Origin of the sequence: Acidovorax bellezanensis (assembly GCF_025421555.1) — a bacterium.
Classification (GTDB): domain Bacteria; phylum Pseudomonadota; class Gammaproteobacteria; order Burkholderiales; family Burkholderiaceae_C; genus Comamonas; species Comamonas bellezanensis.
This window is the reverse complement of sequence record NZ_JAODYH010000004.1, coordinates 637,648-663,712: the sequence shown is the minus strand read 5'-3', so window position 1 is coordinate 663,712 and position 26,065 is coordinate 637,648. Positions and strand designations below refer to the sequence as shown.

Below are 26,065 nucleotides of genomic sequence, written 5' to 3'. Positions count from 1 at the left end.
CAGGTAACGTGCAAACAAGCAATGACATCGCAGTGGAGACACACCCCGACGGGGTGGTGTGGATCGTCGTCAACCGGCCGCAAAAGCACAACGCGCTGGCCCGCGGGGTGCTGGCGCAGCTGGCCCAGGCCGTGAGCGACGCCGGGGCGCAGGCGCAAACGCGTTTCATCGTGCTCAGCGGAGCGGGCGAGCGCTTCTTCGCCGCCGGCGGCGATCTGGTGGAGCTGTCCAGCGTGCGCGACGCGGCCGCCACCACCGAGATGGCCGAGCAGTCGCGCGCCGCGCTGGACGCCGTGCGCAACTGCCCGGTGCCGGTGCTGGCCTATCTGAATGGCGATGCCATCGGCGGCGGTGCCGAGCTGGCCCTGGCCTGCGACATGCGCATGCAGGCCAGGCACGCGCGCATAGGCTTCATCCAGGCAAGGCTGGCGATTTCCTCGGCCTGGGGCGGCGGGCCCGACCTGTGCCAGCTGGTGGGCGGTGCGCGGGCGATGCGCATGATGGGCCGCGCCGAGCTGATCGACGCCGACCTGGCCTTGCAATGGGGCCTGGCCGATGTGGTGGTCGCGGACGGGCCGGCCGGCGCGGACCTGCAGGAATTCCTCGCGCCTTTGCGCGGCTGCGCACCGCAGGTGCTGCGCGGCATCAAGGCCCAGACGGTGGCCTGGCGCCAGGGCGCCTCCTACGACAATCGCCGCGCGGTGGAGCGGCAGCAGGTGCTCAAGACCTGGCTGCATGACGATCACTGGCGCGCATCCGATCAATTCCTGACAAGGAGCGCCAAATGAGTGCCCGCGAAAACCTTCCCCAACTGGAGCCGCAGCTGCGGCCCGTCAGCCCCAGCGGCATCGAGGTCCCGGTCAGCGTCGGCCCCGAAGCCGTGCAGGCCGAGAACATCGGTGTGGCCGGCGAGTACCCTTTCACCCGCGGCATCTTCCCCGATGGCTTCCAGGGGCGGCTGTGGACCATTCGCCAGTACTCGGGCTTTGGCACGGCCGAGGAATCCAACGAGCGCTACAAGTTCCTGCTGGAAAAAGGCCAGACCGGCCTGTCGGTGGCGCTGGACCTGCCCACCCAGTGCGGCCTGGACCCGGTGCACCCCATGGCACGGCCCGAGATCGGCAAGGTCGGCGTGTCGCTGTCCAATCTGAGCGAAGCCGAGATCCTGTTCAAGGACCTGGACCTGGCCAGGATCTCGACCTCGTTCACCATCAATGGCACGGCGGCGATCATCTACGCCATGTACCTGGCCGTGGCCGACAAGCAGGGCGTGCCGCGCAGCAAGCTGACCGGCACCATTCAGAACGACATCCTGAAAGAGTACGTGGCCCGCGGCACCTGGATCTTCCCCGTGCGGCCGTCGATGCGCCTGATCGCCGACTCCATCCTCTACTCCAACGAAGTCTCGCCGCGCTTCAATCCCATCAGCATTGCCGGCGCCCATGTGCGTGACGCCGGCGCGACGGCGGCCGAGGAGATGGCCTACACCCTGGCCAACGGCCTGGCCTATGTGGACGAGCTGCAGGCGCGCGGCGGCGATGTGGAGAAATTCGCCAAGCGCCTGTCCTTCTTCTTCTACGTGCACATGGACTTCTTCGACGAGATCGCCAAGTTCCGCGCGGGCCGGCGGCTGTGGGCGCGCTTGATGAAGGAGCGCTACGGCGTGCAGGACCCCAAGGCCCAGCATTTCCGCTTCGGCGTGGTCTGCGGCGGCTCGTCCCTGGTTGCGCCCCAGCCCTACAACAACGTGGTGCGCGTGGCGGTGGAAACCATGGCCGCGGTGCTGGGCGGCGCCCAGTCCATCTTCACCTGCGCCTTCGACGAAGCCTTCCAGATTCCGACCGAGTTCTCGGCCGAGTTGGCGGTGCGCACGCAGCAGATCATCGCTTTCGAAAGCGGCATAGGGCGCACGGTCGACCCGCTGGGCGGCAGCTACTTCCTGGAGCAGCACACCGACCGCATGGAGGCGGAAATCACCAAGGTGATGGGCGAGATCGATGCCTACGGGGGCGTGGTCCGCGCCATCGAGGACGGCTGGATCCAGCTGCGCCTGGCCGAGCGCGGCCTGGAGCGCAAGCTCGACACCGATTCGGGCCACAACGTCATCGTCGGCCAGAACCATTTCAAGAAGGCCGACGAGGAAGTCAAGGTCGGCGAAGTGTTCAAGCTCGATCCCACCGTGGCCCAGCGCGCGCTGGAGAAATTCCAGCGCACGCTGGACACCCGCCAGCAGTCCGAGGTGGACCGCACGCTGGCCCGGCTGTCCGCCGCCGCGGCCAAGGACGACGAAAACCTCATGCCCTACCTCGTGGAGTGCTGCCACGCCTACGCCACCGTGGGCGAAATGGTGGCCTGTCTGAAAGAGCAATGGGGCGAATTCAAGGAGCCGGTGAACTTATGACTGTCCAACCCACTTCAGCCGCGCTGGCGGCCAAACGCATACTGATAGGCAAGCCGGGCCTCGACGGCCACGACATAGGCGCCAAGATCATCGCCCTGACGCTGCGCAACGCGGGCGCGGAAGTGATCTACACCGGTCTGCGCCGCAGCCCGCTGCAGATCGCCCAGGTGGCCGTGGACGAGGGCGTCGATGCCGTCGGCCTGAGCATTCTGTCGGGCAGCCACAAGGAGCTGGTCGCACAGGTGATGGAGCAGCTGCGCGAACTCAAGGCCGAGGGCATCAAGGTGTTTGTCGGCGGCACGATTCCCGCCGAGGACCAGGCGCATCTGCATGGCCTGGGCGTGGCGGCGATCTTCACCGCCGACATGCCCCTGGACAGCGTGGTGCGCGCTTTGGCGAAGAGTCTGGCATGAACGCGCCGCTCGCCGGGATACGCATCGTGGAAGTCGGCCACATGCTGGCCGGCCCCTACTGCGGTCTGATGCTGGCCGACCTGGGGGCCGAAGTCATCAAGATCGAGGCCCCCGAAGGCGACATCGCGCGCAGCGTGAGCCCGCATTTCGTCGGGCCGCACAACGCCTATTTCGCGAGCCTCAACCGCAACAAGAAAAGCGTGGTGCTGGACCTGGCGAGCGAGGAGGGGCGCGAAGCGCTGGGCCGCATCGTCGAGACGGCGCATGCGCTGGTGACCAATCTGCGGCCTTCGGCGATACGCAAGCTGGGCCTGACCTACGACGCGCTGCGGGTCTGGAACGAGCGCCTGGTCTGCGTGGCCGTGACCGGCTACGGCCTGGAGGGGCCGTACGCCGAGAGCCCGGCCTATGACTACGTGATCCAGGCCATGACCGGCGTGATGGCCTTGACCGGCGATCCCGCGGCGCCGCCGACCAAGGCCGGCTACTCCGCCGTCGACAATTCGGCGGGGCTGGTGGCGGCCGTGGGCCTGCTGGCCAAGATCGTCCAGGGCCAGGGCGGCCAGGTCGACGTGGCGATGTACGACGTGATGCTGTCCCAGCTCAACTACCTGGCGGGCGCGGCGCTCAATGCCGGCGAGACCATGGAACGCCTGGCGGATTCGTCCCATCCCTATGTGGTGCCGGCGCAGATCTTCGCCACGGCCGACGGCTGGCTGACCTTGTTCATCACGCATGACAAGTTCTGGAAGATCTTCTGCGACGAGATCGCGCGCCCCGAGTGGATTGCCGACCCGCGCTTCGCCACCATGGCCGCGCGGCGCACGCACCGCGCGCAAGTCATCAGCGCCGTGGCGGAGGTGCTGCGCCAGGCGTCGGCCGCCGAATGGGTGCGCCGCCTGGCTCCGCTGGGCGTGGTGGCGGCCGAAGTCGGTACGCTGAATGCGGCTTTGCGCAGCGACATCGCCGCCGCGCGTGCGCTGGTGGTGACCCTGGGCGACGGCAGCCTGCCGCTGCAGGCCGTGGCCTGCCCGATACGCTTTCAGGGCTACGCGCCGACCTACGGCCTGCCGCCCCTGCTCGATGAGCATGGCGACGCCGTGCTGGGACGGGTGGCGACATGAGCGCCGCGCCGCTGGATCGATGGGCGCTGGGGCGGGCGCTGACGCGCATGGCCAATGCCAGCACGGCCGAGCGGGCGCGGGCCGCGCCGCGCGAGGCGCCCAGGCAGGTCGCGCGCCGCATCGGCATCACGGGAGCGCCCGGGGCCGGCAAGAGCACGCTGGTCGGGCATCTGGCGCTGGAGCGCCTGTCCAAGGGGCGGCTGGGCGTGCTGGCCGTCGATCCCAGCAGCCCCAAAAGCGGCGGCGCCATCCTCGGCGACCGGGTGCGCATGGACGATCTGGAGCGCTCCACGGAGCTGTACATCCGCTCGTTGGGCTCGCGCCGCACCTGCGACGGCCTGGCCGACAACCTGCCCGAGATGCTGGACATCATGGACGAGTTCGGCTTCGACGAAGTGCTGCTGGAAACCGTGGGCATAGGCCAGGCCGAGTACGCCGTGCGGGCCCAGGTGGACACGCTGGTGCTGGTGCTGCTGCCCGACAGCGGCGACACGGTGCAGGCCATGAAGGCCGGGATCATGGAGATGGCCGACATCTTCGTGGTCAACAAGTCGGACCTGCCCGGCGCGCAAAAGATGGCCACCGATATCCAGCGCATCGCCGCCGTGCTGCGCCCGCCTGCCGGCGCGTGGCGCCCGCCCATTTTGCTGGCCTCGGCTTCGCAGCCGGACTCGATCCGCGCGCTGTCGCAGGCCATAGACCAGCACCAGGCCTGGCGGGGCGCCGATCCGCAATGGCGCACGCAGCTGCGTGCCCAGCGCGCGCGCTACCGGCTGCGGCGGCTGCTGGAAATGCGCGCCGCCGAAGCGATTGCCGGGCAGGGCGACGATTTTGTGGACCTGCCCATGGCCGAGCAGCTGACGGCGGTGCTGGCTGCGATGCGCGCTGCGCTGGCGCTTTGACTTTCCAAGGAACCGTGATGCCCAAACGTCTTTTGCTCTGCGCGCTGCTGGCCAGCGCCCTGGCGGCTCCAGCGGCCTTCGCCGACCCGGCCTTTCCGAGCAAGCCGGTGCGCATCATTGTTCCGCAGACGCCGGGCGGCGCTTCCGACGCGCTGGCGCGCATCGTCGCCCAGAAGCTCGGCGAGAAATGGGGCCAGCCCGTGGTCGTCGAGAACCGCCCCGGGGCTGGCGGCAACGTGGGTATGGAAGCGGTGGCCGCGGCCGCGCCCAACGGCTACGTGTTGCTGATGAGCTACGTCGGCACGCAGGCCATCAATGGCGCGCTGTACCGCAAGCTGTCTTTCGATCCGGTACAGGGCTTTGCGCCCGTTGCCACGCTGGCCACCTTGCCGTTCGTGCTGGTGGTCAAGCCGGACGCGCCGTTTCGCAGCGTCGTCGAACTGGCGCAGGCCGCGCGGACCGCGCGCATCACCTACGGCTCGGCCGGCAATGGCTCGGTCAACCACCTGCTGGGCGAAATGTTCAATACGGCGGCCCACATCAAGCTGGTCCATATTCCCTACCGCGGCGCGGCGCCGGCGCTGCAGGACCTGATGGGCGGACAGATACAGCTGGTATTCACCAGCCTGCCTTCGGTGGCGGGCGCGCTCAAGAGCGGCAGCCTGCGCCCGATTGCCGTGACCAGCGCGCGCCGGGCCACGGGCTTCGCCAGCATTCCCACCATCGCCGAAGCCGGCTTCCAGGATTTCGACGTCAACCCCTGGTTCGGGCTGATGGCGCCCCAGCGCACGCCGCCCGCGGTGGTCGCGAAGATCAACCAGGACGTGAACGACGTGCTGCGCTCGCCGGAACTGGTGGCGAGCTTCGCGGCCCAGGGGGCCGAGCCCTATGCCACCCAGCCCGAGGAATTCAGCCGGCTGCTGCAGGCGGACGCGCTGAAGTGGGGCGCGGTGGTGCGCTCGTCCGGCGCGCAGGTGGATTGAGCCATGTCCAGTCGCCAGCGGCCGCCGCCGACGGCGGGAATCGCCGGGCCGGGTCCTCCCGCGCAGCGGCTTCGCGCACTGCCGACCGGGCGGTCGGCGGGCGAGTTCATGGCACGCGAACAGCAGGAGACAACATGAAAATTTCTCTTCTCGGCACCGGACCGGCAGCGCCCAGCGGCGTAGCGGCGGCGCTGCTTTCCCTGGCCGTCTGTGCACCGGCAGGCGCGCAAATCAATGACGATGTGGTGAAGATCGGCGTGCTGGCCGACATGTCCGGGCTTTACTCCGACATGGGCGGCAATGGCATCACCGAGGCGGTGAAGATGGCGATTGCCGATGTGGGCGGAACGATCAACGGCAAGCGCGTGGAGATCGTGACGGCCAACCATTCCGCCAAGCCCGACATCGCGGCGCTCAAGGCGCGCGAATGGTTTGACACCCAGGGCGTGGACATGATCATCAGCGGCCCGAGTTCGGGCACCAGCCTGGCAATCGCCAAGGTGGCCGCGGAAAAGAAGAAGATCGTCATGGTGACCGGCGGGGTGGCGGCCCAGATCACCAACGAGGAGTGCTCGCCCTACACCGTGCACTATCTCTACGACACCGTTGCCCTGGCGCGCGGCACGGGCGCGGCCATGACCCGCCAGGGCGGCAAGAGCTGGTACTTCCTGACCGTGGACTATGCCTTTGGCGATTCCCTGGAAAAGGAGACCACGCAGGTGGTCAAGGGGAATGGCGGAAACATTGTCGGCAGCGTGCGCCACCCCTTGTCCGCCTCGGATTTCTCCTCCTACCTGCTGCAGGCCAAGGCGTCCAAGGCCCAGGTGCTGGGCCTGGCCAATGGCGGCGGGGACACCATCAATGCGATCAAGGCGGCGCGCGAATTCGGCGTCTCCCCGGGCATGAAGATCGCGGGCCTGATGCTGTTCATCACCGACGTGCATTCCCTGGGGCTGAAAGCGACCAGCGGCATCAATCTCACCGAAGCCTGGTACTGGGACACGGACGCCAAGTCGCGCCAATGGGCGGCGCGCTTTCAGGACAAGATGAAGAAGATGCCCACCAGCATGCAGGCGGCCAGCTATTCGGCGGCCTTGCACTACCTGAATTCCGTCAAGCAGATCGGCAGCGACCAGGCCGACAGCGTGATGGCGCAGATGCGCAAGGAAAAGATCAACGACATGTATACGCAAAGCGGCCAGATCCGCGGCGACGGCCGCATGGTGCACGATCTGCGCTTGATGGAAATCAAGAGCCCGGCCGAATCCAAGGGCGCTTGGGACTATTACAAGCAGGTGCAGATGATTCCGGGCGAGCAGGCCTTCGCCTCCAAGGCGGAGTCCAAGTGCAAGTTGTGGAGCTGACGGCAGCCCCGTTGGCGGATTGTGAGAGCAGGTGATTTTTCGGCAACCACTATTGAGGAGACATCCATCATGACGACTTCAGGGTATACGGAAATTCAGGGCCGCGTGGCCGCATCGGCCAGCGTTCAGGCGGCCATTGCCAAAGGCAAGGAGCTGCCGCTGCTGGACGTGGGGCCTTATCTGGCGGGGGAGCCCGGGGCGCTGGAACAGCTGGCGGCCGATGTGAAGTGGATCCAGGAGAACCTGGGCTTCTTCGCCATCGTCAACCACGGCATTCCGCAGTCGCTGATCGACGAATCGTTCCGCCAGACCGCCAAGCTGTTCGAGATTTCGATGGAGGAGAAGAACCGCCACCGCGTGGGCTACCACCACCAGGGCTATCTGCCGCCCAAGTCGTCGATCCTGAAATCGACGGCCATCATGGAGAAAATCGCCGTCAACACCAAGAAGGACACCAACGCCGCCTGGCTGTTCATGCGCAACCGCAGCGCCGACGACCCGAAAGTGCTGGCCAATGTGCGCCACCGCGGCCTGAACCAGTGGCCCGACAGCCTGCCGGACTTCAAGAAGACGCTGCATGCCTACCAGCTCGCCATGGAGCAGCTGTCGCTCAAGCTGCTGCCCATTTATGCGCGCGCCCTGGGTCTGCCGGCCGACTACTTCGCCCCCATGTTCAAGGCCCCCGAGTATTACCAGCGCTGCGCCTACTACCATCCCGAAGAGAAGATGGAAGAAGGCCAGTACGCGCTGGCGCCGCACTCCGACGGCAGCTTTCTGACGCTGCTGCCCATGACGCCCGTGGTCGGGCTGCAGGTCATGACGCCTAGCAAGGAATGGCTCAAGGTCAGCTATGTCGAAGGCGCGCTGATCGTCAACACCGGCCAGGTGCTGAATCGCCTGTCGAACGACCGCTTCATCGCCACGCCGCACCGCGTCGTCAACCCCCCGATGAAGCGCTATGCGATGACCTTCTTCTTCTACCCCGACGACGATGCCAGCGTCGCGCCGATCAAGGAATGCATGGCGCCGGGCGAGAAGGCGAAATACGATGAGCGCTCTTTCTATGACTTCTTCGTTCCCTACCTGGACGATCTCTACCACTACAACGACGCCAACTTCATGAAGGAAGTTGAGCCCGAACCGGCCGAGGCGGCTGATTCCAAGGCTTGAAGCGTCGTCATCGGCCGTGGTCTGGCGCCTGCCGGGCCATGGCCTTCACTGGAAGGAGCAAGGCGTGAGCAAATTGTTGATCGATGGCCAATGGGTCGAGGCGATCGGTGGCGAAACCATCGATGTCATCGACCCCTGCAGCGGACTGGCTTTCACGAAAATCGCCCGCGGGCGCAGCGCCGATATCGACCTGGCCGTGGCCGCGGCGCAGCGGGCGCTGGACGGCCCCTGGGGGCGCATGACGGCCACCGAGCGCGGGCGCATCCTGCTGCGCCTGGGCCAGATCATTCTGGCGCACGGCGAGGAACTGGCCCAGCTGGAAGCGCGCGACACCGGCAAGCCCATGTCCGTGGCCCGCGCCGACGCCGCGGCCGTGGCGCGCTATTTCGAGTTCTATGGCGGTGCGGCCGACAAGATCCTGGGCCAGACCATTCCCTATCTGAATGGCTACAACGTGAGCGTGGTGCGCATTCCGCATGGCGTCACGGCCCACATCATTCCCTGGAACTATCCCGCGCAGATGATGGGGCGCACGCTCGCGCCCGCGCTGGCCATGGGCAATGCGGCCGTGGTCAAGCCGTCCGAAGACGCCTGCCTCACGGCCTTGAAGCTCGGCGAGCTGGCGCTGCAGGCCGGGCTGCCGCCGGGCGCGCTGAACATCGTCACCGGCTATGGCACCGAGGCGGGGGCCGCGCTGACGGCGCACCCGGGCATCCACTTCGCGACCTTCACGGGCTCGCCCGAAGTCGGCATACAGGTGCAGCAATCCACGGCACGCAACCATGTGCCCTGCGTGCTCGAGCTGGGCGGCAAGTCGCCGCAAATCGTCTTTGACGATGCTGACCTGGCCAAGGCCGCACCCATCATCGTCAAGGCCATCGTGCAGAACGCCGGCCAGACCTGCTCGGCCGGCAGCCGGCTGCTGGTGCAGCGCGGCATCTACGAGCGCTTCGTCGCGACCATGAGCGCCCACTTCGCGGCGCTGCAGGTCGGCACGCCGGAGATGGACCTGGACTGCGGTCCCCTGATCAGCGCCCGGCATTACGACCGGGTCAGCAGCTTCATCGCCGATGCCGCCGCCATGGGCGTGCCCAAGCTGGCCGAGGGGCGGCTGGCGGCTGGCATCCCGCGCGCAGGCTATTTCGTGGCGCCCGTGCTGTTCGGCCCCGTGCCGCGCGAGCACCGCCTGGCCTGCCAGGAAGTCTTCGGCCCGGTGCTGTCCGTCATGCCCTTCGAGGACGAGGAAGACGCCGTGCAACTGGCCAATGCCACGGAATACGGCCTGGTTGCGGGCGTCTGGACGGAGAACGGCAGTCGGCAGGCGCGCATGGCGCAGCGCATTGCCAGCGGTCAGGTCTTCATCAACTGCTACGGCGCGGGCGGCGGCGTCGAGCTGCCCTTTGGCGGCGTGAAGAAAAGCGGTTACGGCCGCGAGAAAGGGCTGCTCGCCCTGGAAGAGATGAGCACCACCAAGACCATTGTTCAGCACTACGCATAAGGAAATCCCCATGTCCAGATTGAGCAACAAGATCGCCATCGTCACTGGCGCCGGCAGCGGCTTCGGCGCGGCGATTGCCCGGGCCTATGTCGACGCGCACGCCAAAGTCGTGCTGGCCGACCTGAACCTGGAAGCGGCCCGGCGCATCGCCGCCGAACTGGGCGACAACGCCAGCGCCGTGGCCTGCGATGTGAGCAACTACGAGCAGGTCAAAGCCATGGTCCAGCACTGCGTGCAGCGTTTCGGCACGCCCGACGTGGTGGTCAATAACGCCGGCACCACCCACCGCAACCAGTCCATGCTGGACGTCGACGAAGCCACTTTCGACCGGGTGTTCGCCGTCAACGTGAAGTCCATTTATCACATGACGCGCGCCGTCGTGCCGCTGATGCAGGCCAACAAGCGCGGCGTGATCATCAACGTGGGCTCGGTCGGCGGCATCCGTCCGCGCCCCGGCCTGACCTGGTACAACAGCTCCAAGGGCGCGGTCAAGGTCATGACCAAGTCCATGGCCGTGGAGCTCGCGCCCGACGGCATCCGCGTCAACCTGATCTCGCCGGTGATGGCGGCCACGGGCCTGCTCAAGGACTTCATGGGCGTGGAGGACACGGCCGAGAACCGCGCGCGCTTTGTCTCCACCATTCCCCTGGGGCGCATGTGCGAGCCAGTCGACGTGGCGAACGCCGCGTTGTTCCTGGCCAGCGACGAAGCGCGTTTTCTGACCGGCTTGGAGATGCCGGTGGATGGTGGCCGGTCGATTTGAATGGCACCCCCTGAGCCGCTCACGCGGCTTCCCCCTCTCAACCTTCGGTGGAGGGGGACGGCAGCCTCGCTGCGGGGCGGCCCTTCCTCGCTGCCCCCTGCTGTGCCGTGCCGGTTTCAAACGCTGTGACCTGTGCCAAAGGCCGTTCGCCCTGAGCTGGCCGAAGGATGGAAGCGCTACGTCACCCCCTCAACCTACATGCTAAGATTTCGCCGCCCACGCGCTCTGCGCGGGCCGGGCCAGGGACGACTTTGGCCTTGAATCCACAGGGGGACGGCCCTTTGCTTCTTACGAGGTAGTCCCATGGCCGAATCCCCGCACATCCCTCCCGCAGCGCCGGCTGCTGACCGGCTGCTACCGCCCGCCACCTGGTGCCTGCTCGCCGCCGCCTGGCTGGTGGTGGGCTTGTTCATGGTCTTCGGCGAGCGCTGGCTGGCCGCGCCCATCAGTCCCGGCGTGGCCGCGGGCGTTTTCCTGCTGCTGTTCGTCACCATCCTGGCAGCGTCGTTCGGCGTGGTGAAAGAGGCCGACCATCTGGCCCACCAATTGGGCGAGCCTTACGGGACCTTGATCCTGACGCTGTCCATCGTCGCCATCGAAGTGATTCTGATCGCCTCGGTGCTGCTCGGGCCGGGCGACTTCCCGACCATAGGCCGCGACTCCATCTTCGCGGTGATGATGATCATCATGAACCTGGTCATGGGCATTTGCCTGATCGCGGGCTGGCAAAAGCATGGCGACCAGGAATACAACGCCCAGGGCGCGAGCGCCTATCTGGCTATGATCGCGCTGCTGACCGGCACGGCGCTGGTCCTGCCCAACTACACCAGCGGCAGCGGGCGGTTCACCAGCTCCCAGGCCCTGGGCATGGCCGGTTTGACGGCGCTGCTGTACGGCGCTTTCCTGTGGCTGCAGATGCGCAGTTGCCAGCGCTTCTTCATCCAGCCGGCCCCGGGTTCCCTGGCCGTACCTGCATCCGCGCCTTCGGCCGCACCCGCGGCCCAGCCCGGTTCCGTCCCGGACGCGGCCGCGCGCAAGACGCTGTGGCTGCGTTCGGCGCTGCTGCTGGCCATGATTTTGCCCATCGTGCTGCTGGCGCACTACCTGGCCGTCGTCACCGACTACGGCATCGCTGTCGCGGGCGCGCCCACGGCCGTCGGCGGCGTGCTCATCGCCATCATCGTGTTCACGCCCGAGTCCATGACGGCCGTGCGCGCGGCGATGAACAATGAAATGCAGCGCGCCATCAATCTGTGCCTGGGCGCTTTCGTCTCCACCGTGGGATTGACGGTGCCGGCCGTGCTGCTCATCGGCCTGCTGACCGGCAAGCCCGTGGTGATGGGCATCTCCGGCACGGAAACGCTGTTGTTTGCCGTCACCCTGGCGCTGGGCATGCTCAGCTTCAACGGCCAGCGCACCTCGCCCATCCAGGGCTACATGCACCTGATGCTGTTTGTCGTCTTCGGCATGCTGCTGTTCCAGCCCTGAAACCCTCTTGCGCTGACTCAGCGCTCGGCGCGATTGCGCCCCGCGGCCTTGGCGCGGTACAGCGCGCGGTCGGCGGCCTCGACCAGTTGCACTGGGCTGAGCGGGCCCTGCTCGGTGTGCAGGCTGGCGACCCCGATGCTGACCGTGACGCAGCCGAAGGGGCTGGCGCGATGGGCAATGTCCAGGTCCTGGATGCGTTCCTGCAGCAGCCGCGCCACGTGCATGGCGCCCTCCAGTGTGGTGTTGGGCAGGATGATGCCCAGTTCCTCCCCGCCATAGCGCGCCGCCAGATCCCCGGGGCGCTGCGCGCACAGTGCCAGCTGACGGGACACGGCCTTGAGGCACTCGTCGCCGGCGACATGTCCATAGCTGTCGTTGAAACCCTTGAAGTGGTCCAGATCGACCAGCAGCAGCACCAGCGGCGTTTCCTCGCGGGCGGCGCGCCTGGCTTCGCGCTCCAGCACTTCGTCAAAGTGCCGGCGGTTGGCCAGATGGGTCAGCGGGTCCTGGATGGCCAGCTGTTCCAACTGGCGATTGGCTTTGAGCAGCTTTTCGCGCGCGGCCAGCAAGGACGCTTCGGCCCGCACGCGCAGCCCTATGGTCCGGATCAGTCGCCAGCCGATCACGGCAATCGCCGCCAGCAGGCTGAGCACCACCCCGGCGGTGAGCAGCGTTTGGCGGCGCCATGTGCCCAATGCTTCGTGCTTGCCCTGGGCCACCGTGGTGAAGATGGGATAGCGGTCATTGCTGCGGAAGGCGTAAAGCCTTTCCGTGCCATCTATGCCGGAACGAAAGGAGGCCGTGCCGGACTTCAGGCCCGCGTAGTAACGCAGGAAATTCGGGGAGCGGGAAAAATCCTGGCCCAGGTTCTGCTCGCGAAACGGATGGCGCACGAGCAGCTGTCCGCTGGCCGTGGCCAGCGCGATGACGCCTTGTTTGCCGATATCGATCTTGCCGAACAGATCGAGAAAATGTTCCATGCCCAGGGCCACGACGATGACGCCGGCGAACCGCCCCTGCCGGTCCTCGAAACGCCGGCTGACGGTCAACACCCATTCGCCCGTGGAGCGACTGCGGATGGGCGGCCCTATCAAGACGTCCTGCGAAGGGCTGTCGCGGTGGTGCAGAAAAAAGCTGCGGTCGGCGCTGTTCGACCCGGGGGGGAACGCCCCCCTGGAGGACATCAGCCACTGCCCGCGCGCATCGAGCACCAGCAGCTCGTTGAGCTGGTTGAGCAAATGCGTCTGGCGATTGACCAGCTGCTGCATGCGCTGCAAATGCCCGGACGTGACGCCTTCGACCTCCAGGCGCTCGGCCATGCCCAGCAGCAGCATGGAGCTCTGGGTGAGAACGCCTTCGGCATAGGTGTCCAGCGTCTGCGCCAGGTTGCGGTTGTGGGTTTCGATCTCGGCCAGGGCACGCTGGCGCGCCGAGGCGATCTGCCAGAAAGTGGCCGCCAGCACCGAGACAAAAACCACCAGCAGCAGGCATGTTGCGAGCTGGGCATCGCGTTTCACGGCCTGCGCCTTGCCCCGGCTTTCGCCATCCTGCACGAGGGCATCTTCCTGCCCCTTGCTAAAAAACATTTCCACATTCCCGATCATCATTCAGGCATTAGCGGCCCTCTTGCGTTGCCTGCTGCTGCGCCCCCCTGCTGGTCTGGATGGGATAGGGCCGGGGGGAATTCTCCACCATCCCCGGAAATCCCCCCGAACGGCACAGCCAGGCCGGCACGGGCGCTCGACTGGCGAGAGGCGCAAGACTATATTGCCCGCTACAGGCAAACCTGGAGCCCTTATGACTGCGCTCACCTTGTACTACCACCCGCTGTCTTCCTATTGCCACAAGGTGTTGATTGCCTTGGATGTCCTGCGCATCAGCGTCGACAAACGCGTGCTCGACCTGGGCGATCCCGCGCAGCGCGCCGCGCACCTGGCCTTGTGGCCCACGGGCAAGATTCCGCTGCTGGTGGACCGGGGGCGTGCCATCCCCGAGACCAGCATCATCATCGAGTACCTGCAGCGCCACCACGCCCAGGGCGATCTGCTCATCCCCGCAGACCCGGACGCCGCCCTCGAAGTGCGCTTGTGGGACCGCTTGTTCGACCAATACGTGATGACGCCCATGCAGGCGCTCACGGCCGACCTGCTGCGCCCGGAGCAGGCGCGTGACGCGTTCGGCGTGGCGCAAGCGCGCAGCAAGCTGTCACAGGCCTACGCGTGGATAGACCAGCAACTGGCGGGACGCAACTGGGCCGCCGGCGCGGCGTTCAGCATGGCCGACTGCGCCGCGGCGCCGGCCCTGTTCTATGCCCTGGCCTATGTGCCGCTGCCGCCCCAGCATGTGCACCTGGCTGCCTATTTCGAGCGTTTGCTCGCGCATTCCTCCGTGGCCGGGGTGATAGATCAGGCCAGGCCCTGGTTGCCGTTCTTTCCTGGGCGCGCGGGGCTGTCGCGGCGCTTCTTCGACCCGAGCGCCGGCTGATCGGCGCCGCGCCCAGCCCTCAGAACCTCAGTTCCGCGCCCGTGGCGCGCTGCAGCTCCAGGTCGGAGATAGCGACCAGTTTCTCCATCACCTGGAAACCCGCGGGCGTGACCTGGATCACCGCCAGGTCGGTGTAGATGCGGTCGACCACGCCCAGTCCGGTCAGCGGCAGGGTGCAGCGCTGCAGCAGCTTGGGGCTGCCGTCCTTGGCGTTGTGCTCCATCAGGATGTAGACCTTGCGCGCGCCCACGGCCAGGTCCATGGCGCCGCCCACGGCGGGCGGCTCGCCGGGCTTGCCCAGCGACCAGTTGGCCAGGTCGCCGGCGGCCGAGACCTGCATGCCGCCCATGATGCACAGGTCCAGATGGCCGCCGCGCATGATGGCGAACGAGTCCAGGTGGTGGAAATAGGCGCCGCCGGTCAGCAAGGTGACGGGTTTCTTGCCGGCGTTGACCAGGTCGGGGTCGATGTCCGCGCCGCTGGCCATGGGGCCCATGGCCAGGATGCCGTTTTCGCTGTGCAGCAGGATTTCGTCGGCGGGATCGAGGTGGTTGGCCACCAGTTCCGGCATGCCTATGCCGATGTTGACGTAGCTGCCGGGCGCGATATCGCGGGCCAGCCGGGCGGCCATCTGGTCGCGTGTCAGTCTTTGCATGGCGTCCTCAACTCGAAACCTGGGGGTGGGGCACTTCGACCACGCGCTGCACGAAGATGCCGGGCGTGACGATGGCTTCGGGATCGAGCGCGCCCAGGGCGACCTGCTGCCTGACCTGGACGATGGTGGTCTTGGCGGCCTGGCACATCACGGGCCCGAAGTTGCGCGCTGCCTTGCGGTAGACCAGGTTGCCCCAGCGGTCGGCCTGGTGGGCCTGGACGAAGGCGAAGTCCCCGTGCAGCGGGGTCTCGAACACGCAATGCGTGCCGTTGATCAGGCGCACTTCCTTGCCCGCGGCGAGCTCGGTGCCGTGGCCGGTGGGCGTATAAAAGCCGCACAGGCCCGCGCCCGCGGCGTGCAGGCGCTCGGCGATGGTGCCCTGGGGCACGACTTCCAGCTCTATGCGTCCTTCGCGGTACATCTGGTCAAACACGTAGGAATGGCTGGCCTTGGGAAAGGAGCAGATCATCTTGCGCACGCGCCCGGCCTGGATCAAGGCGGCCAGCCCGGTCTCGTGGTTGCCCGCGTTGTTGTTGACCACCGTGAGTTCGCGCGCCCCCTGGTCTATCAAGGCATGCAGCAGTTCGGTGGGGTGGCCGGCGCCGCCGAAGCCGCCGACCAGAATCGTCGCGCCATCGAACACATCGGCCACGGCCGCGTGTACGCTTTCGGCGAATTTGTTGATCATCTTGTTCCCGTTCAGTCCGTTTCCATGCCCAGGTTCTTGACGACTTTCTCTTCGTCGGCGAAGGCCTTCTTGGCGAATTGCGTATAGGCCTCGTTGTCCATGTAGGTAGCGCGCAGGCCGTTGGCATCCATCAGTTTCTTGAAGTTGGGGTCTTCCAGGGCCAGCTTGACGGCCTTGTCGAGCTTTTCGACGATGGGCTTGGGCAGGCCCTTGGGGCCGGCCAGGCCCAGCGGCGAGGGGACGAACACGTCGTAGCCCAGCTCCCTGAGCGTCGGCGCCTTGAAGACCGGGTTCACGACGTCGCCGGCCGAGGCCAGCACGCGCACTTTGCCGGCCTGCATGAAGGGCATGATGCTGTTGGCGATCACCGCTGTCTTGAGGTGGCCGCCCAGCAGCGAGTTGGTCGAATCGGAGTCGCCCTTGAACGGCACATGGGCGAACTTGGCGCCGTACTTGGTGCCCAGCATGGCCAGCACCACGTGGTTGCCCGAGAAACGCCCGGGCGTGCCGTAGCTGACGGCGCCCGGGTTCTGCTTGGCGAAGTCCACCATGTCCTTCATGGTCTTGAACGGTGAGTCGGCCGGCACCGCGACGAAGAAGTCGTACTCCATGAAGGCCGCGATGTAGGCCAGGTCGCGAATCGGGTCGTAGCGCACGGGCTGCAGGTGGGGCTGGCGGAAGATGCCGACCGGCGCCAGGGTCAGGCGGTAGCCGTCGGGCGCGGCCTTGGTCATTTCCGTGACGCCCATCGAGCCTCCCGCGCCCGGCTTGTTCTCGATGAGCACGGGTTGCTGGAACTGGCGTGACAGGTTTTCGGCCAGGGCCCGCGCCGCCATGTCGGTGGTGCCGCCCGGGCTGTAGGGCACGATCAGCGTGATGGGCTTGTGCGGATAGTCGGCTGGCGAGGCGGCCAAGGCGGGCGCGAGGGCCGCGAAGCCCGCGGCGAGCCCTGCAACGGTGAGAAGTCTGCGCAATTTGCGGTGGTGCATGGCGTGTTTCCTGGTGGTTGTAGCCGGGACGCTGCGCAAGGCAGCATCCGCCGAGGGGGACGAGACGCTGAAATCAGGGCAGACCGGTGGCGCTAGGCGCGCTGGCCGTCGATCAGGATGAAGGCCACGCGCGCCATGGCCTGGCTGCGGTTGGCCCAGGCATGGTGGGTGCCGCGTTGCACCAGAATGTCTCCGGCGCGCAGCAGGGTTTCGCCTTGGTCCAGGATGGCCACGATGTCGCCTTGCAGCACGATGGCATAGTCGATGGTGTCGGTGACATGCATGCCGGGGTGGCGCGGGTTGGCGCTGTCATGGCGCGCGTCCTGGAACATGCCGGCGAACACGGCCGCATGCTGGCGGCGCTGTTCCTCGGGGTCGCTGGGCTGCGGCGGGAAATCGATGACGCGCAGCACTGTTCCGCCAGCGGGCGGCAGCACGCCGCGGTGCTGCGTGATGTCATCGGGGGCCAGCACCGCGGCGGGTGCGCCCACGGTGCGCCAGAGGTTGGCATTGCAGTAGCCGGGCCGGGCTTCGCTGGTCAGCCGTGCGGGGGAGGGCCCGTCCTCGGCGATGAAGGAGCGACCCTGGTCATCGATGGCCGTCAGCACGCGGCGCACGGGAGGCAAGGCAAGGTGCATGCGGTTTCAATCAATGTATTAAACGTTGTTTGAATTGTGCTGGCCTGCCGCGCGACCACGAATCAGGGGATACCCGCTAGGCGCTGTGGGGCCGCGCAGGCGCCGCGTAGCGCATCCCGCCTTCGACGAAGCGGCTCAGCGCGGCCAGCAGCGCCGCGGGGTCGGCGCCGTCGAGCCGGCCTTCGGTCAGGCTGGCGATGCGGTTGGTCTTGTGGCCGTCGGTGGCCGCCAGCACCACGGCGCCGGCCATGAACATGTAGCGCCAGGGCCATTCGTCGGCCGCCACGTCCGGGCAGGCGCGGGCGAAGGCGCGTATGTACTCGCGTGCCAAGGGATCGAAGTGGCGGGCGATGATGCGCTGCGTCATGGCCGTGGGCGCCAATCGGTGCTTGAGCACCAGCTGGGCCAGCAGGCAGCCTTCCTGCGCGTGCGCGGGATCGAAGTAAGGCCGCGCGAAACTGGCCACGATGTCGGCCACTTCGGGCCGCAGCTGGTGTTCGGCGGCGCGCTGCAGCAGGCCGTCGAGCTCCTGCAGGCGCATGGCATTGAGCCGCGGAGCGAGTGCATCGAAGATGGCTTCGGCCAAGCCTTCCTTGCTGCCGAAGTGGTAGTTGACGGCCGCCACATTGGCGCCGGCCATGGCCGTCAACTCCCGCATCGAGACGTTTTCTATGCCGCGCGCGGCAAAGGCCGCGGTCGCCACCGCGAGGATGCGGCCGCGGGTGTCGTCGGGCAATGGGGGGGAGGTCGGGCTGGGCATAGGATCGCCGGCAGTATCGCACGGCCGCGCCGCGTTGAGCTCGCAGCGGAGCATGCGTTTTGTGCCGATAATTTGACGATTGGCGCCACTGCCTGCCTACCGCGACTGCATGTCCTCTCTCACGCCATCCTCCGTCCCAGCCCTGTTGCCCGGCCCTATCGCTTTCGTGCTGTTTCCGCAGTTTGCGATGATGGCGCTGGCCTCGGCGATGGAGCCGCTGCGCATCGCCAACCGCTATCTGCGCACGCCCTATGCCTGGACTCTGCTGTCCCTGGACGGCGCAGCGGTCACCGATGACAACGGCATCTCGATCCAGCCCCAGGGCTCCATCCACGATGGCCAGACCTACGGCAGCGTGATCCTGTGCGCGGACATCCAGCCCGAGCGCTACTACTCGCGGGAGCTGCGCCGCTGGCTGCACCAGGCGCAGGCCCGGGGCGCGACCCTCGGTGCGCTGGACACGGCGGGCTTCTTGCTCGCACGCGCCGGCCTGCTCGACGGCCGGCGCGCGACCGTGCACTGGGAGGTGGTCGAAGCATTCCGTGAACGCTTTCCCAAGGTGGTGGTGGCGCAGACCCTGTTTGAAATCGACGCCCGGCGCCTGACCTGCGCGGGCGGCACGGCGGCCATCGACATGATGCTCAGCGCCGTGGCCATAGACCATGGCCTGGAACTCGCCAACCGGGTCGCCGAGCACTGCCTGCATGAGCGCATCCGCCCCGGCGACCTGGCCCAGCGCATGGAGCTGACCACGCGCAGCCGCATCCACCACCCGGCCCTGGCCAGCGCCTTGCGCTTTCTGGAAAGCACGCCCGAGCGCGCGATCGACGTGCCCGAGCTCGCCGAGCATGTGGGCCTGTCGACGCGCCAGCTGCTGCGCCTGTTTGCGCAAATGGTGGGCGAAGGCCCGAGCCGCTACCACCGGCGACTGCGCCTGGAGCATGCGCGCAGCCTGCTGCGCCACAGCTCCATCAGCGTCACCGAAGCCGCGGTGGCCGTGGGCTTCGAATCCCTGGCCCATTTCTCGCGCGCCTACCGCCAGCAATACGGCCTGAGCCCCGGCGCGGACCGCAGCAGTCCTTCCAAGAGCCCGCCCTTGCTGCGCGACCGGGCCTGAGGCCGGCTACTTTTCCCGCAGGGCAGCGGCCAGCCGCGCCATCGCGATGTCGATTTCATGGGCCGTCAGGCTGGCGTAGCCCAGCAGCCAGCCTTGCCGCGGCTGCTCACCCTGGTAGAGCCGGCTGAGCCCGGGCAGTTGCACGCCCACGGCCGCGGCCTGGCGAATGGTTTTTTCTTCCGACCAGCCCGGCGCCAGAAAGCAGGGAATCTGCATGCCGCCCGCGGGCCGCACGGCCGTGACGATGCCGTGCAGGTGGCGCTCGATGGCGGCCAGCATCGCGTCCTGGCGGCTGGCATAGAGTTTGCGCATATTGCGCACATGGGCGTTGTAGTGGCCGCCTTCCATGAAGCGGGCCAGCGTCAGCTGCTGGATTTGCGGCGTGTGCCCGTCCATGATGCTGCGCGCATGGGTGAAGGCCGCGACCAGCGACGGGGGCAGGGCCATGTAGCCCATTCTCAGGCCCGGGTAGAGGGTCTTGCCGAAGGTGCCGATGTAGAGCGTGCGCTGGTGGGAGTCCAGGCCCTGGACGCAGGCGGTGGGCAGGCCGTCGTAGTGGAACTCGCTGTCGTAGTCGTCTTCCAGAATCCATTTGCCGTTTTCCGCCGCCCAGCGGATCAGGTCCAGCCGGCGCTCCAGCGACAGCGTGGCGCCCGTGGGGTATTGGTGGGAGGGCGTCACGTAGACGCAGGCGGCGCCGCTGCGGTCGGCACGCAGCAGGTCGCAGCGAATGCCTTGCTCATCGACGGCGATGGGCAGGACCCGCGCTTCGGCCGCTTCGAAGGCTTTCCTGGCGCCGAAGTAGCCGGGGTTCTCCAGCAAGATGGGCTGGCCGGCGTCGGCCAGCAACTGCGCGCTGAGGAACAGCGCCTGGCGCGTGCTGCTGAGCACCAGGATTTGATCGGCCGTGACCTTGGCGCCGCGCTCCAGGTTCAGGTAGGCGGCAATTGCTTCGCGCAAGGGTGCGACGCCCTGGGGATCGCCGTGCAGCAGGACCTGGCCGCGATGCGCCTTGAGCACCTGGCGCTGCAGGCGGGCCCAGACATCGCTGGGGAAGACGCGGGTTTCGGGCAGGCCGGTGGCAAAGGCGCGGATGCTTTGCTGGTCCGCCACGCCGCCGCTGTCGAAAATGGCCTGGCCCCGCCGGCTCAGGCCTTGGCCGGCCGGGCCGGGCAGGGGCGCGGCGACCTGGGGTCTGTGCGCCGCGCCGCGCAAGGGCGTGCCCAGCGTGGGCGAGACATAGCTGCCCGATCCGCCGCGGCGCACGATGAAGCCGTCGCGGTGCAGCTGCACATAGGCGTTCTCCACGGTGTCGCGGGCCACGCCCAGCGATTGGGCCAGCGCGCGGGAGGCGGGCAGCTTCATGCCAGGCGCCAGGGCCGCTTCCAGGATCAGGGCGCGCAGCGCGCGCTGGATGCGCTGGTGCAGGTCCAGGCCTTGCAGCGCGGCGCTGTGCAGCCGCATCTTCAGCGTGTCGAGCTCGAACGTCGGTTTCAAAGGTGGTCTGCCCGGTAACCGGTGATAGGAGGTTATGAAGCAGGCCATTGTAGGCAGTGAAGCGGGAACGGGTACGCAAAGTGGTCTGTCTTGTTGTTGAAAAGCGTACTGATGGAACAGTCCGCTGCAGGGCTATAAATCGGTATTCCCGTCGTCGACGGCCGCTTGTCTTTCAGGGGAGATCCCCCAGCACCATGCCATCCTGCGCTTCACCATCGTCCCTGCGGGCCCGCGATTTCCTCCACCCCATCGTCGCCGGCCTGATTTCCGTCATCGTCAACTACGGCGGTACGTTCATCCTGGTCCTGCAGGCCGCCAAGGTCGCGGGGCTGTCCCCCGAGCTCACGGCGTCCTGGGTCTGGTCCGTCTCCATAGGCGTGGGCATCACCGGCATTTATCTCAGCTGGATGTCGCGCGAGCCCATCATCACGGCCTGGTCCACGCCGGCCGCGGCCTTTCTGGTCACGGCGCTGGCCACGGTGCCCTATGCCGAGGCCGTGGGCGCCTACCTGATTTCGGCCCTGGGTTTTGTGCTGCTGGGCCTGTCGGGCGGCTTCGAGAGCGTCATACGCCGGGTACCGGCAGGCGTGGCGGCCGGCCTGCTGGCCGGCATCTTGCTGCAGTTCGGCATGGGCGCGTTCGGCGGCCTGAGCGTCGATCCGACGCTGGCCGGCCTGCTGATCGTGGCCTATGTGGTGTTCAAGCGCTTCACGGCGCGCTACGCCGTGGTCGGCATCCTGCTGCTGGGCCTGGGCTTCCTGCTGCTGCAGGGGCGGGTCGATCTGTCGGGGCTGACGCTGAAGCTCGCGGCGCCCGTATGGACGACGCCGGTCTTTTCGCTCAATGCCTTGCTGAGCGTGGCCCTGCCGCTGTTCCTGATCACGCTCACCGGGCAGTACATGCCGGGCATGCTGGTGCTGCGCAACGACGGTTTTCGCACCAGCGCCAACCCCATCGTCACCATCACCGGCCTGGGCTCGCTGCTGATGGCGCCGTTGGGCTCGCACGCTTTCAACATCGCGGCCATCACGGCGGCGATCTGCACCGGCAAGGAGGCGCATGAATTGCCGTCCAGACGCTGGATCGCGGGCGTGGCCGCAGGCGTTTTCTACATTCTGGTCGGCGTCTTTGGCGTCACGCTGGCCGCCGCCTTCATGGCCTTTCCGGCGACCTTCATCACCACGCTGGCCGGCCTGGCCCTGCTGGGCACCATTGGCGCCAGCCTGGCCAGCGCCCTGGCCGAGCCCCGCACACGCGAAGCGGCCTTGATCACGTTCCTGGCCGCGGCCGCCAACATCCAGCTGTTGGGCATCGGCGGCGCTTTCTGGGGGCTGGTGATAGGCCTGCTGGCCCATGCCGTGCTCAACGGCCGCTGGCCGCGCCGCGCGCCGGCCGGGTCCGCGCATTTCCCTGCAAAGGTTCCATGATGTCCTATCCCCAGGCCACCAGCGTGGAAGACTTTCGCCGCCATCTGGCCGCCGTGCAGGCGCGCATCCACGCGGCCTGCGAGCGCGTGGGGCGTGATCCCGCCGGCGTGCGTCTGCTGCCGGTGAGCAAGACCGTGGACGAAGCACATATCCGCCTGTCGTATGCCGCGGGTTGCCGCCAGCTGGGCGAGAACAAGGTCCAGGAAGCCCACCGCAAATGGCAGGCCATGGCCGATCTGCCGGACCTGCGCTGGTCGGTCATAGGCCATCTGCAGAGCAACAAGGCGAAATGGGTGGCGCGCTTCGCGACCGAGTTCCAGGCCCTTGACAGCCTGCGCCTGGCCGCGGCCCTGCAGCAGCGCTTGCAGGCCGAGGGCCGGTCGCTGGATGTCTTCGTTCAGGTCAACACTTCGGGCGAAGCGAGCAAGTACGGCCTGGCGCCGCGGGACGTGCAGGCCTTTCTGGCGGCCATGCCGGCCTATCCCGCATTGCGGGTGCGCGGGCTGATGACGCTGGCCCTGCTGTCCACCGATACCGCGCGCGTGCGCCAGTGCTTCATCGGGCTGCGCACGCTGCGCGACCAACTGCGCCCGGGCGCCCCCGCGGGCGTGGATCTGGGCGGCCTGTCCATGGGCATGTCCGGCGACTTCGAGATCGCCATCGAGGAAGGCGCGACCGTGGTGCGCGTGGGCCAGGCGATCTACGGTGCCCGCGCCTTGCCCGACAGCCATTACTGGCCCGGCGCCGCGTCCACGGGCGTTGGCTGACCCTCCTTTTCCATGCATTCACTTCGCTTGCTCCGCCACGACCATGCCCCCCCGTGCACGTAGTTGACCATGCGCCGCTGCTTTTCCCCCGCCGGGCCTGGCCGGCGGCGGGTGCACGCCCGAGCGCTTGGTTGAGGTGCCCGCGCGCGCTGATGCACAATGGTTTGGTGCGAGACAAGCTTTCCGATACCCCTGTGATTTCCAGCGGCCGTCACCCGCGCGCGAGCGCGGTTTCGCCGCGCGTGCCGAACGCCGAGGCGCGTTGGCGCCCGCGCCTGCTGGAGCAGCTCAAACAGGCGCGGCACAGCCGCTGCATCGTGATCGAGGGGCCGGCGGGCAGCGGCAAGACCCATTTGCTGAGCGCCTGGCGGCGCGAACTCATGGCCGGTGCGTCCGACGTGGTCTGGCTGGACCTGGGCGCGGGCGACGATGCAGTGGCGGCTTTCTCGGCGGTGCTGCTCGATGCCCTGTCGCAGCTCGGCCCCGAACTGGCCCAGGCCTTGTCGCTGCGGGAGGACGACGGGGCACTGGAGCGCCTGGCCATCGCCTTGCTGCGCGGCATCGCGCAGCGGCCCAACGACGTCACGCTGGTCTTCGACGGTGCCCACCATCTGCGCGATGCCCGCATCCTGGCCGCGCTGCAGCTGCTGCTGGACCACGGGCCGCCCAATATGCACTGCGTTTTCGCGGCACGCACGCCCTTGGCGCTGTCGCTGGCGCGGCTGCGGGCGCAGGAGCAGTTGTTCACGCTGGACTTCGAGGCGCTGCGCTTCACGCCCGAGGAGTCGGCCGAGTGGGTGCAAAGCCTGCTGCCCGCGTGCGACGACGAAAGCGTGCGCTGCCTGCATGCGTTGAGCGAGGGCTGGGCCGCGGGCTTGCAGCTGCTGTGCCTGCATGTGCGCCAGGCCGGCGCCAGCGCGCAGCAGTTGCGCGACGCGCGCATTCTGGCGCCTTATTTCGAGCGGGAAGTGCTGGCCCGGCTGTCCCGCGCGGACAGGCAGTGGCTGGTGCGCTGCGCGCTGCCGGAGCACTTCAATGCCGGGCTGTGCGAGGCGCTGGCGGACAGCCCTGGGCAGCGGTTGGCCCGGCTGCAAAGCCAGGGCGTGTTCCTGCTGCCCGCGGGCCAGCGCTATGACCAGGACTGGTGGCGACTGCATCCCCTGCTGCGCGACGTGCTGCAAGCCGATGTCGAGGCCTTGCCGTCGGATGAGCGCCGCCGCCTGCATGCGCTGGCCTGGCACTGGTTTGCCGCAAGGTCCATGGTGCACGATGCCGTCCACCACGCCTTGCAGGCCGGTGCGCAGGACGCGGCCGCGCGGATGGTGCAGGCCGCCGCGACCGAAATGTTCGAGCAGGGGGAGCTGCGGCGCCTGGTGGGGCTGGTGCGCCAGTTGCCGGATGCCTTGGTGCGTGAGCGCAACAGCCTGCGGCTGTGGATGGCCTGGGTGCAGGTGTACGAGCGGCGCCTGGAGGAAGGCGCCTTGAGCCTGGCGCAATTGCAGCGCGATCTGGTCGATGCTTCGCCGGCCGAGCGCTTTCGGCTCACGCTGCTGCGCGGGCTGCACGCCGTGCAATGCGATGACAGCGCCGCGGCAGTGGCGATCCTGCCGCTGCTGCAGGAGGAGCCGCCCGGGGCCGACGTGATGGCGCTGACCGGCCGGCGCAATCTGCTGACCTGGATTTATCTCTACCGTGGCGACTATGAGAAAGCGCGCCTGGTGCAGCTCGGCGAGGTGCCGACCAATCTGCAGGGCCAGCCCTTGTACGGCACGCCCTTCGGTGTGCTGGCCGGGCGCTGTCTGGTGGGTTTGACGCATGCGGTCGAGGGCCAGATGATCCAGGCCGAACGCATTTACCGTGACGTGCTGTTCGAGGCCGACCGGCGCGGCAGCGGCTGCATCGATGCCGGCTGTCTGGCCGTGGGCCTGCTGGCCGAAGTGCTGTACGAGCTCAACGACGTGGCTGGCGCCGTGCGGCTGCTGGAGCAGCGCCTGGAGGTGCTGCAGCGGGTGTCGATTCCCGACACCGTGATGCGCGTGATGCTGGTGATGGGGCGCGCGCACGGCTTGGCCGCTCGCCCGCTGGCGTCGCTGGCCTGTTTCGAGCAGGCCCAGGCCTATGCCGAGCGCATGGGCCTCGATCGCCTGCTGGCCTACAGCTTGATGGAGCAGGTGAAGATCCACCTGATGCGCAATGCCCCCGAGGCCGCGCGCGCACACATGGCCCAGCTCGATGCCCTCGATGCGCGCCACCGCGGCAGCGCCATCGGGACCTTGAGCGAAATCCATGTGGCCGCCGAGCGCGCGCGCATTCAGCAGGCCATGCACGCTGGTGACTGGGCGGGGGCGCTGCAGCGGGTGCAGACGCTGGAGGCCCTGTGCCGCGAGCGCGGCCGCGTGCGCCGGATTCCCTACCTGCGCATGCTGGCCGCCGCCATAGCGCGGCGACTGGGCCAGGCCGACGCCGCGCAAGCCCATGTGCGCGAGGCCCTGCGTCTGGGCAATCGCCTGGGGCTGATACGCACTTTGCTCGACGCGCACGCCGATGCAGCGCTGCTGATCCAGGAAGCCGCCGACGGCCTGGACGACGACCCCGTGCTGCGCTTTTATGCCGAGCGGCTGGCGTTTGCCGCGCGTACCCAGCCGGCCCAGGCCGAGCCGCCGGGCGCCAGTCAGCAGAGGGCGGCGCGCGAGAAAGCGTTTGCCTCGCTGAGTCCGCGTGAAGCCGAAATCGTGCAACTGCTGCTGCAGGCCATGCCCAACAAGAAGATCGCGCGCGTGCTGGGCCTGTCGCTGGACACCGTGAAGTGGCACCTCAAGAACTGCTACAGCAAGCTGGGTCTGGGTGGGCGCGACGAAGTGGTGGAGCGCCTGCGCGACCTGGGCTGAGCCGGGAGTTACCCTAGCCCACCCCTCAGGAGGGGGGGCGTGGGGAGGG

23 protein-coding genes are annotated in these 26,065 nt (G+C 67.6%); 16 read left to right on the top strand and 7 right to left on the bottom strand.

Features of this window, described 5'->3' with window-relative positions:
- Positions 1 to 32 precede the first annotated feature (32 nt).
- The 11 genes from N0K08_RS11245 (at position 33) to N0K08_RS11195 (ending at position 12,106) form a co-directional block, all read left to right on the top strand.
- Positions 33 to 788 carry an enoyl-CoA hydratase/isomerase family protein gene (locus tag N0K08_RS11245; RefSeq protein ID WP_261500417.1) on the top strand — a complete coding sequence of 252 codons (756 nt, stop codon included), beginning with the start codon at positions 33 to 35 and terminating at the stop codon, positions 786 to 788.
- Positions 785 to 2,401 (top strand): acyl-CoA mutase large subunit family protein, encoded by a 1,617-nt coding sequence (locus N0K08_RS11240; RefSeq protein ID WP_261500416.1) that lies wholly within the window; start codon positions 785 to 787, stop codon positions 2,399 to 2,401. The genes N0K08_RS11245 and N0K08_RS11240 overlap by 4 nt, the downstream gene beginning before the upstream one ends.
- Complete coding sequence (locus N0K08_RS11235) at positions 2,398 to 2,814, top strand: cobalamin B12-binding domain-containing protein (protein WP_261500415.1); 417 nt, start codon at positions 2,398 to 2,400, stop codon at positions 2,812 to 2,814. The genes N0K08_RS11240 and N0K08_RS11235 overlap by 4 nt, the downstream gene beginning before the upstream one ends.
- Positions 2,811 to 3,938 (top strand): CaiB/BaiF CoA transferase family protein, encoded by a 1,128-nt coding sequence (locus N0K08_RS11230; protein ID WP_261500414.1) that lies wholly within the window; start codon positions 2,811 to 2,813, stop codon positions 3,936 to 3,938. The genes N0K08_RS11235 and N0K08_RS11230 overlap by 4 nt, the downstream gene beginning before the upstream one ends.
- Complete coding sequence (locus N0K08_RS11225; protein WP_261500413.1) at positions 3,935 to 4,840, top strand: ArgK/MeaB family GTPase; 906 nt, start codon at positions 3,935 to 3,937, stop codon at positions 4,838 to 4,840. The genes N0K08_RS11230 and N0K08_RS11225 overlap by 4 nt, the downstream gene beginning before the upstream one ends.
- A 17-nt stretch (positions 4,841 to 4,857) precedes the next feature.
- Positions 4,858 to 5,823 carry a Bug family tripartite tricarboxylate transporter substrate binding protein gene (locus tag N0K08_RS11220; RefSeq protein ID WP_261500412.1) on the top strand — a complete coding sequence of 322 codons (966 nt, stop codon included), beginning with the start codon at positions 4,858 to 4,860 and terminating at the stop codon, positions 5,821 to 5,823.
- Between the two features lie 134 nt (positions 5,824 to 5,957).
- Positions 5,958 to 7,187 carry an ABC transporter substrate-binding protein gene (locus N0K08_RS11215; RefSeq protein WP_261500411.1) on the top strand — a complete coding sequence of 410 codons (1,230 nt, stop codon included), beginning with the start codon at positions 5,958 to 5,960 and terminating at the stop codon, positions 7,185 to 7,187.
- A gap of 69 nt (positions 7,188 to 7,256) precedes the next feature.
- Positions 7,257 to 8,357, top strand: a complete 1,101-nt coding sequence (locus tag N0K08_RS11210; protein ID WP_261500410.1) for an isopenicillin N synthase family dioxygenase — start codon at positions 7,257 to 7,259, stop codon at positions 8,355 to 8,357.
- Between the two features lie 64 nt (positions 8,358 to 8,421).
- Complete coding sequence (locus tag N0K08_RS11205; protein ID WP_261500409.1) at positions 8,422 to 9,855, top strand: aldehyde dehydrogenase family protein; 1,434 nt, start codon at positions 8,422 to 8,424, stop codon at positions 9,853 to 9,855.
- A gap of 10 nt (positions 9,856 to 9,865) precedes the next feature.
- Complete coding sequence (locus tag N0K08_RS11200) at positions 9,866 to 10,618, top strand: SDR family oxidoreductase (RefSeq protein WP_261500405.1); 753 nt, start codon at positions 9,866 to 9,868, stop codon at positions 10,616 to 10,618.
- 303 nt (positions 10,619 to 10,921) lie between these two features.
- Positions 10,922 to 12,106 (top strand): calcium:proton antiporter, encoded by a 1,185-nt coding sequence (locus N0K08_RS11195; RefSeq protein WP_261500404.1) that lies wholly within the window; start codon positions 10,922 to 10,924, stop codon positions 12,104 to 12,106.
- 17 nt (positions 12,107 to 12,123) lie between these two features.
- Here the strand turns inward: N0K08_RS11195 and N0K08_RS11190 are convergent, their stop codons facing one another.
- On the bottom strand, positions 12,124 to 13,692 hold the full coding sequence (locus N0K08_RS11190; RefSeq protein WP_261500403.1) for a sensor domain-containing diguanylate cyclase: 1,569 nt from the start codon (positions 13,690 to 13,692) through the stop codon (positions 12,124 to 12,126).
- Positions 13,693 to 13,903: 211 nt separating this feature from the next.
- On the opposite strand from N0K08_RS11190, the gene N0K08_RS11185 reads away from it, so the two are divergent.
- Positions 13,904 to 14,590, top strand: a complete 687-nt coding sequence (locus tag N0K08_RS11185) for a glutathione S-transferase family protein (protein ID WP_261500402.1) — start codon at positions 13,904 to 13,906, stop codon at positions 14,588 to 14,590.
- Between the two features lie 19 nt (positions 14,591 to 14,609).
- On the opposite strand, the gene N0K08_RS11180 is transcribed toward N0K08_RS11185, so the two are convergent.
- The 5 genes from N0K08_RS11180 to N0K08_RS11160 form a co-directional block, all read right to left on the bottom strand.
- Positions 14,610 to 15,245 (bottom strand): 3-oxoacid CoA-transferase subunit B, encoded by a 636-nt coding sequence (locus N0K08_RS11180; protein ID WP_261500401.1) that lies wholly within the window; start codon positions 15,243 to 15,245, stop codon positions 14,610 to 14,612.
- A gap of 7 nt (positions 15,246 to 15,252) precedes the next feature.
- On the bottom strand, positions 15,253 to 15,933 hold the full coding sequence (locus N0K08_RS11175; RefSeq protein WP_261500400.1) for a 3-oxoacid CoA-transferase subunit A: 681 nt from the start codon (positions 15,931 to 15,933) through the stop codon (positions 15,253 to 15,255).
- 11 nt (positions 15,934 to 15,944) lie between these two features.
- Positions 15,945 to 16,922: a tripartite tricarboxylate transporter substrate binding protein gene (locus N0K08_RS11170; RefSeq protein WP_261500399.1), complete on the bottom strand. Its 978-nt coding sequence runs from the start codon at positions 16,920 to 16,922 to the stop codon at positions 15,945 to 15,947.
- A 92-nt stretch (positions 16,923 to 17,014) separates the two neighbouring features.
- A complete protein-coding gene (locus N0K08_RS11165; protein WP_261500396.1) occupies positions 17,015 to 17,560 on the bottom strand; it encodes a cupin domain-containing protein in 546 nt (181 codons plus the stop codon).
- Between the two features lie 76 nt (positions 17,561 to 17,636).
- Complete coding sequence (locus N0K08_RS11160; protein ID WP_261500395.1) at positions 17,637 to 18,320, bottom strand: TetR/AcrR family transcriptional regulator; 684 nt, start codon at positions 18,318 to 18,320, stop codon at positions 17,637 to 17,639.
- A 109-nt stretch (positions 18,321 to 18,429) separates the two neighbouring features.
- On the opposite strand from N0K08_RS11160, the gene N0K08_RS11155 reads away from it, so the two are divergent.
- A complete protein-coding gene (locus tag N0K08_RS11155) occupies positions 18,430 to 19,437 on the top strand; it encodes a GlxA family transcriptional regulator (protein WP_261500394.1) in 1,008 nt (335 codons plus the stop codon).
- A 6-nt stretch (positions 19,438 to 19,443) separates the two neighbouring features.
- Here N0K08_RS11155 and pdxR read toward each other — a convergent pair whose 3' ends face one another.
- Complete coding sequence (gene pdxR / locus N0K08_RS11150; protein WP_261500393.1) at positions 19,444 to 20,934, bottom strand: MocR-like pyridoxine biosynthesis transcription factor PdxR; 1,491 nt, start codon at positions 20,932 to 20,934, stop codon at positions 19,444 to 19,446.
- A 194-nt stretch (positions 20,935 to 21,128) separates the two neighbouring features.
- Here pdxR and N0K08_RS11145 point away from each other — a divergent pair, with 194 nt between their 5' ends.
- The 3 genes from N0K08_RS11145 to N0K08_RS11135 all read left to right on the top strand — a co-directional run bounded on the left by N0K08_RS11145 (position 21,129) and on the right by N0K08_RS11135 (position 26,016).
- The gene (locus N0K08_RS11145; RefSeq protein ID WP_261500392.1) at positions 21,129 to 22,361 is read left to right on the top strand and encodes a benzoate/H(+) symporter BenE family transporter; all 1,233 of its coding nucleotides are present in this window, start codon (positions 21,129 to 21,131) and stop codon (positions 22,359 to 22,361) included.
- Positions 22,358 to 23,128 carry a YggS family pyridoxal phosphate-dependent enzyme gene (locus tag N0K08_RS11140; RefSeq protein WP_261500391.1) on the top strand — a complete coding sequence of 257 codons (771 nt, stop codon included), beginning with the start codon at positions 22,358 to 22,360 and terminating at the stop codon, positions 23,126 to 23,128. The genes N0K08_RS11145 and N0K08_RS11140 overlap by 4 nt, the downstream gene beginning before the upstream one ends.
- Before the next feature lie 152 nt (positions 23,129 to 23,280).
- Positions 23,281 to 26,016 carry a LuxR C-terminal-related transcriptional regulator gene (locus tag N0K08_RS11135; protein ID WP_261500390.1) on the top strand — a complete coding sequence of 912 codons (2,736 nt, stop codon included), beginning with the start codon at positions 23,281 to 23,283 and terminating at the stop codon, positions 26,014 to 26,016.
- Positions 26,017 to 26,065: the final 49 nt, after the last annotated feature.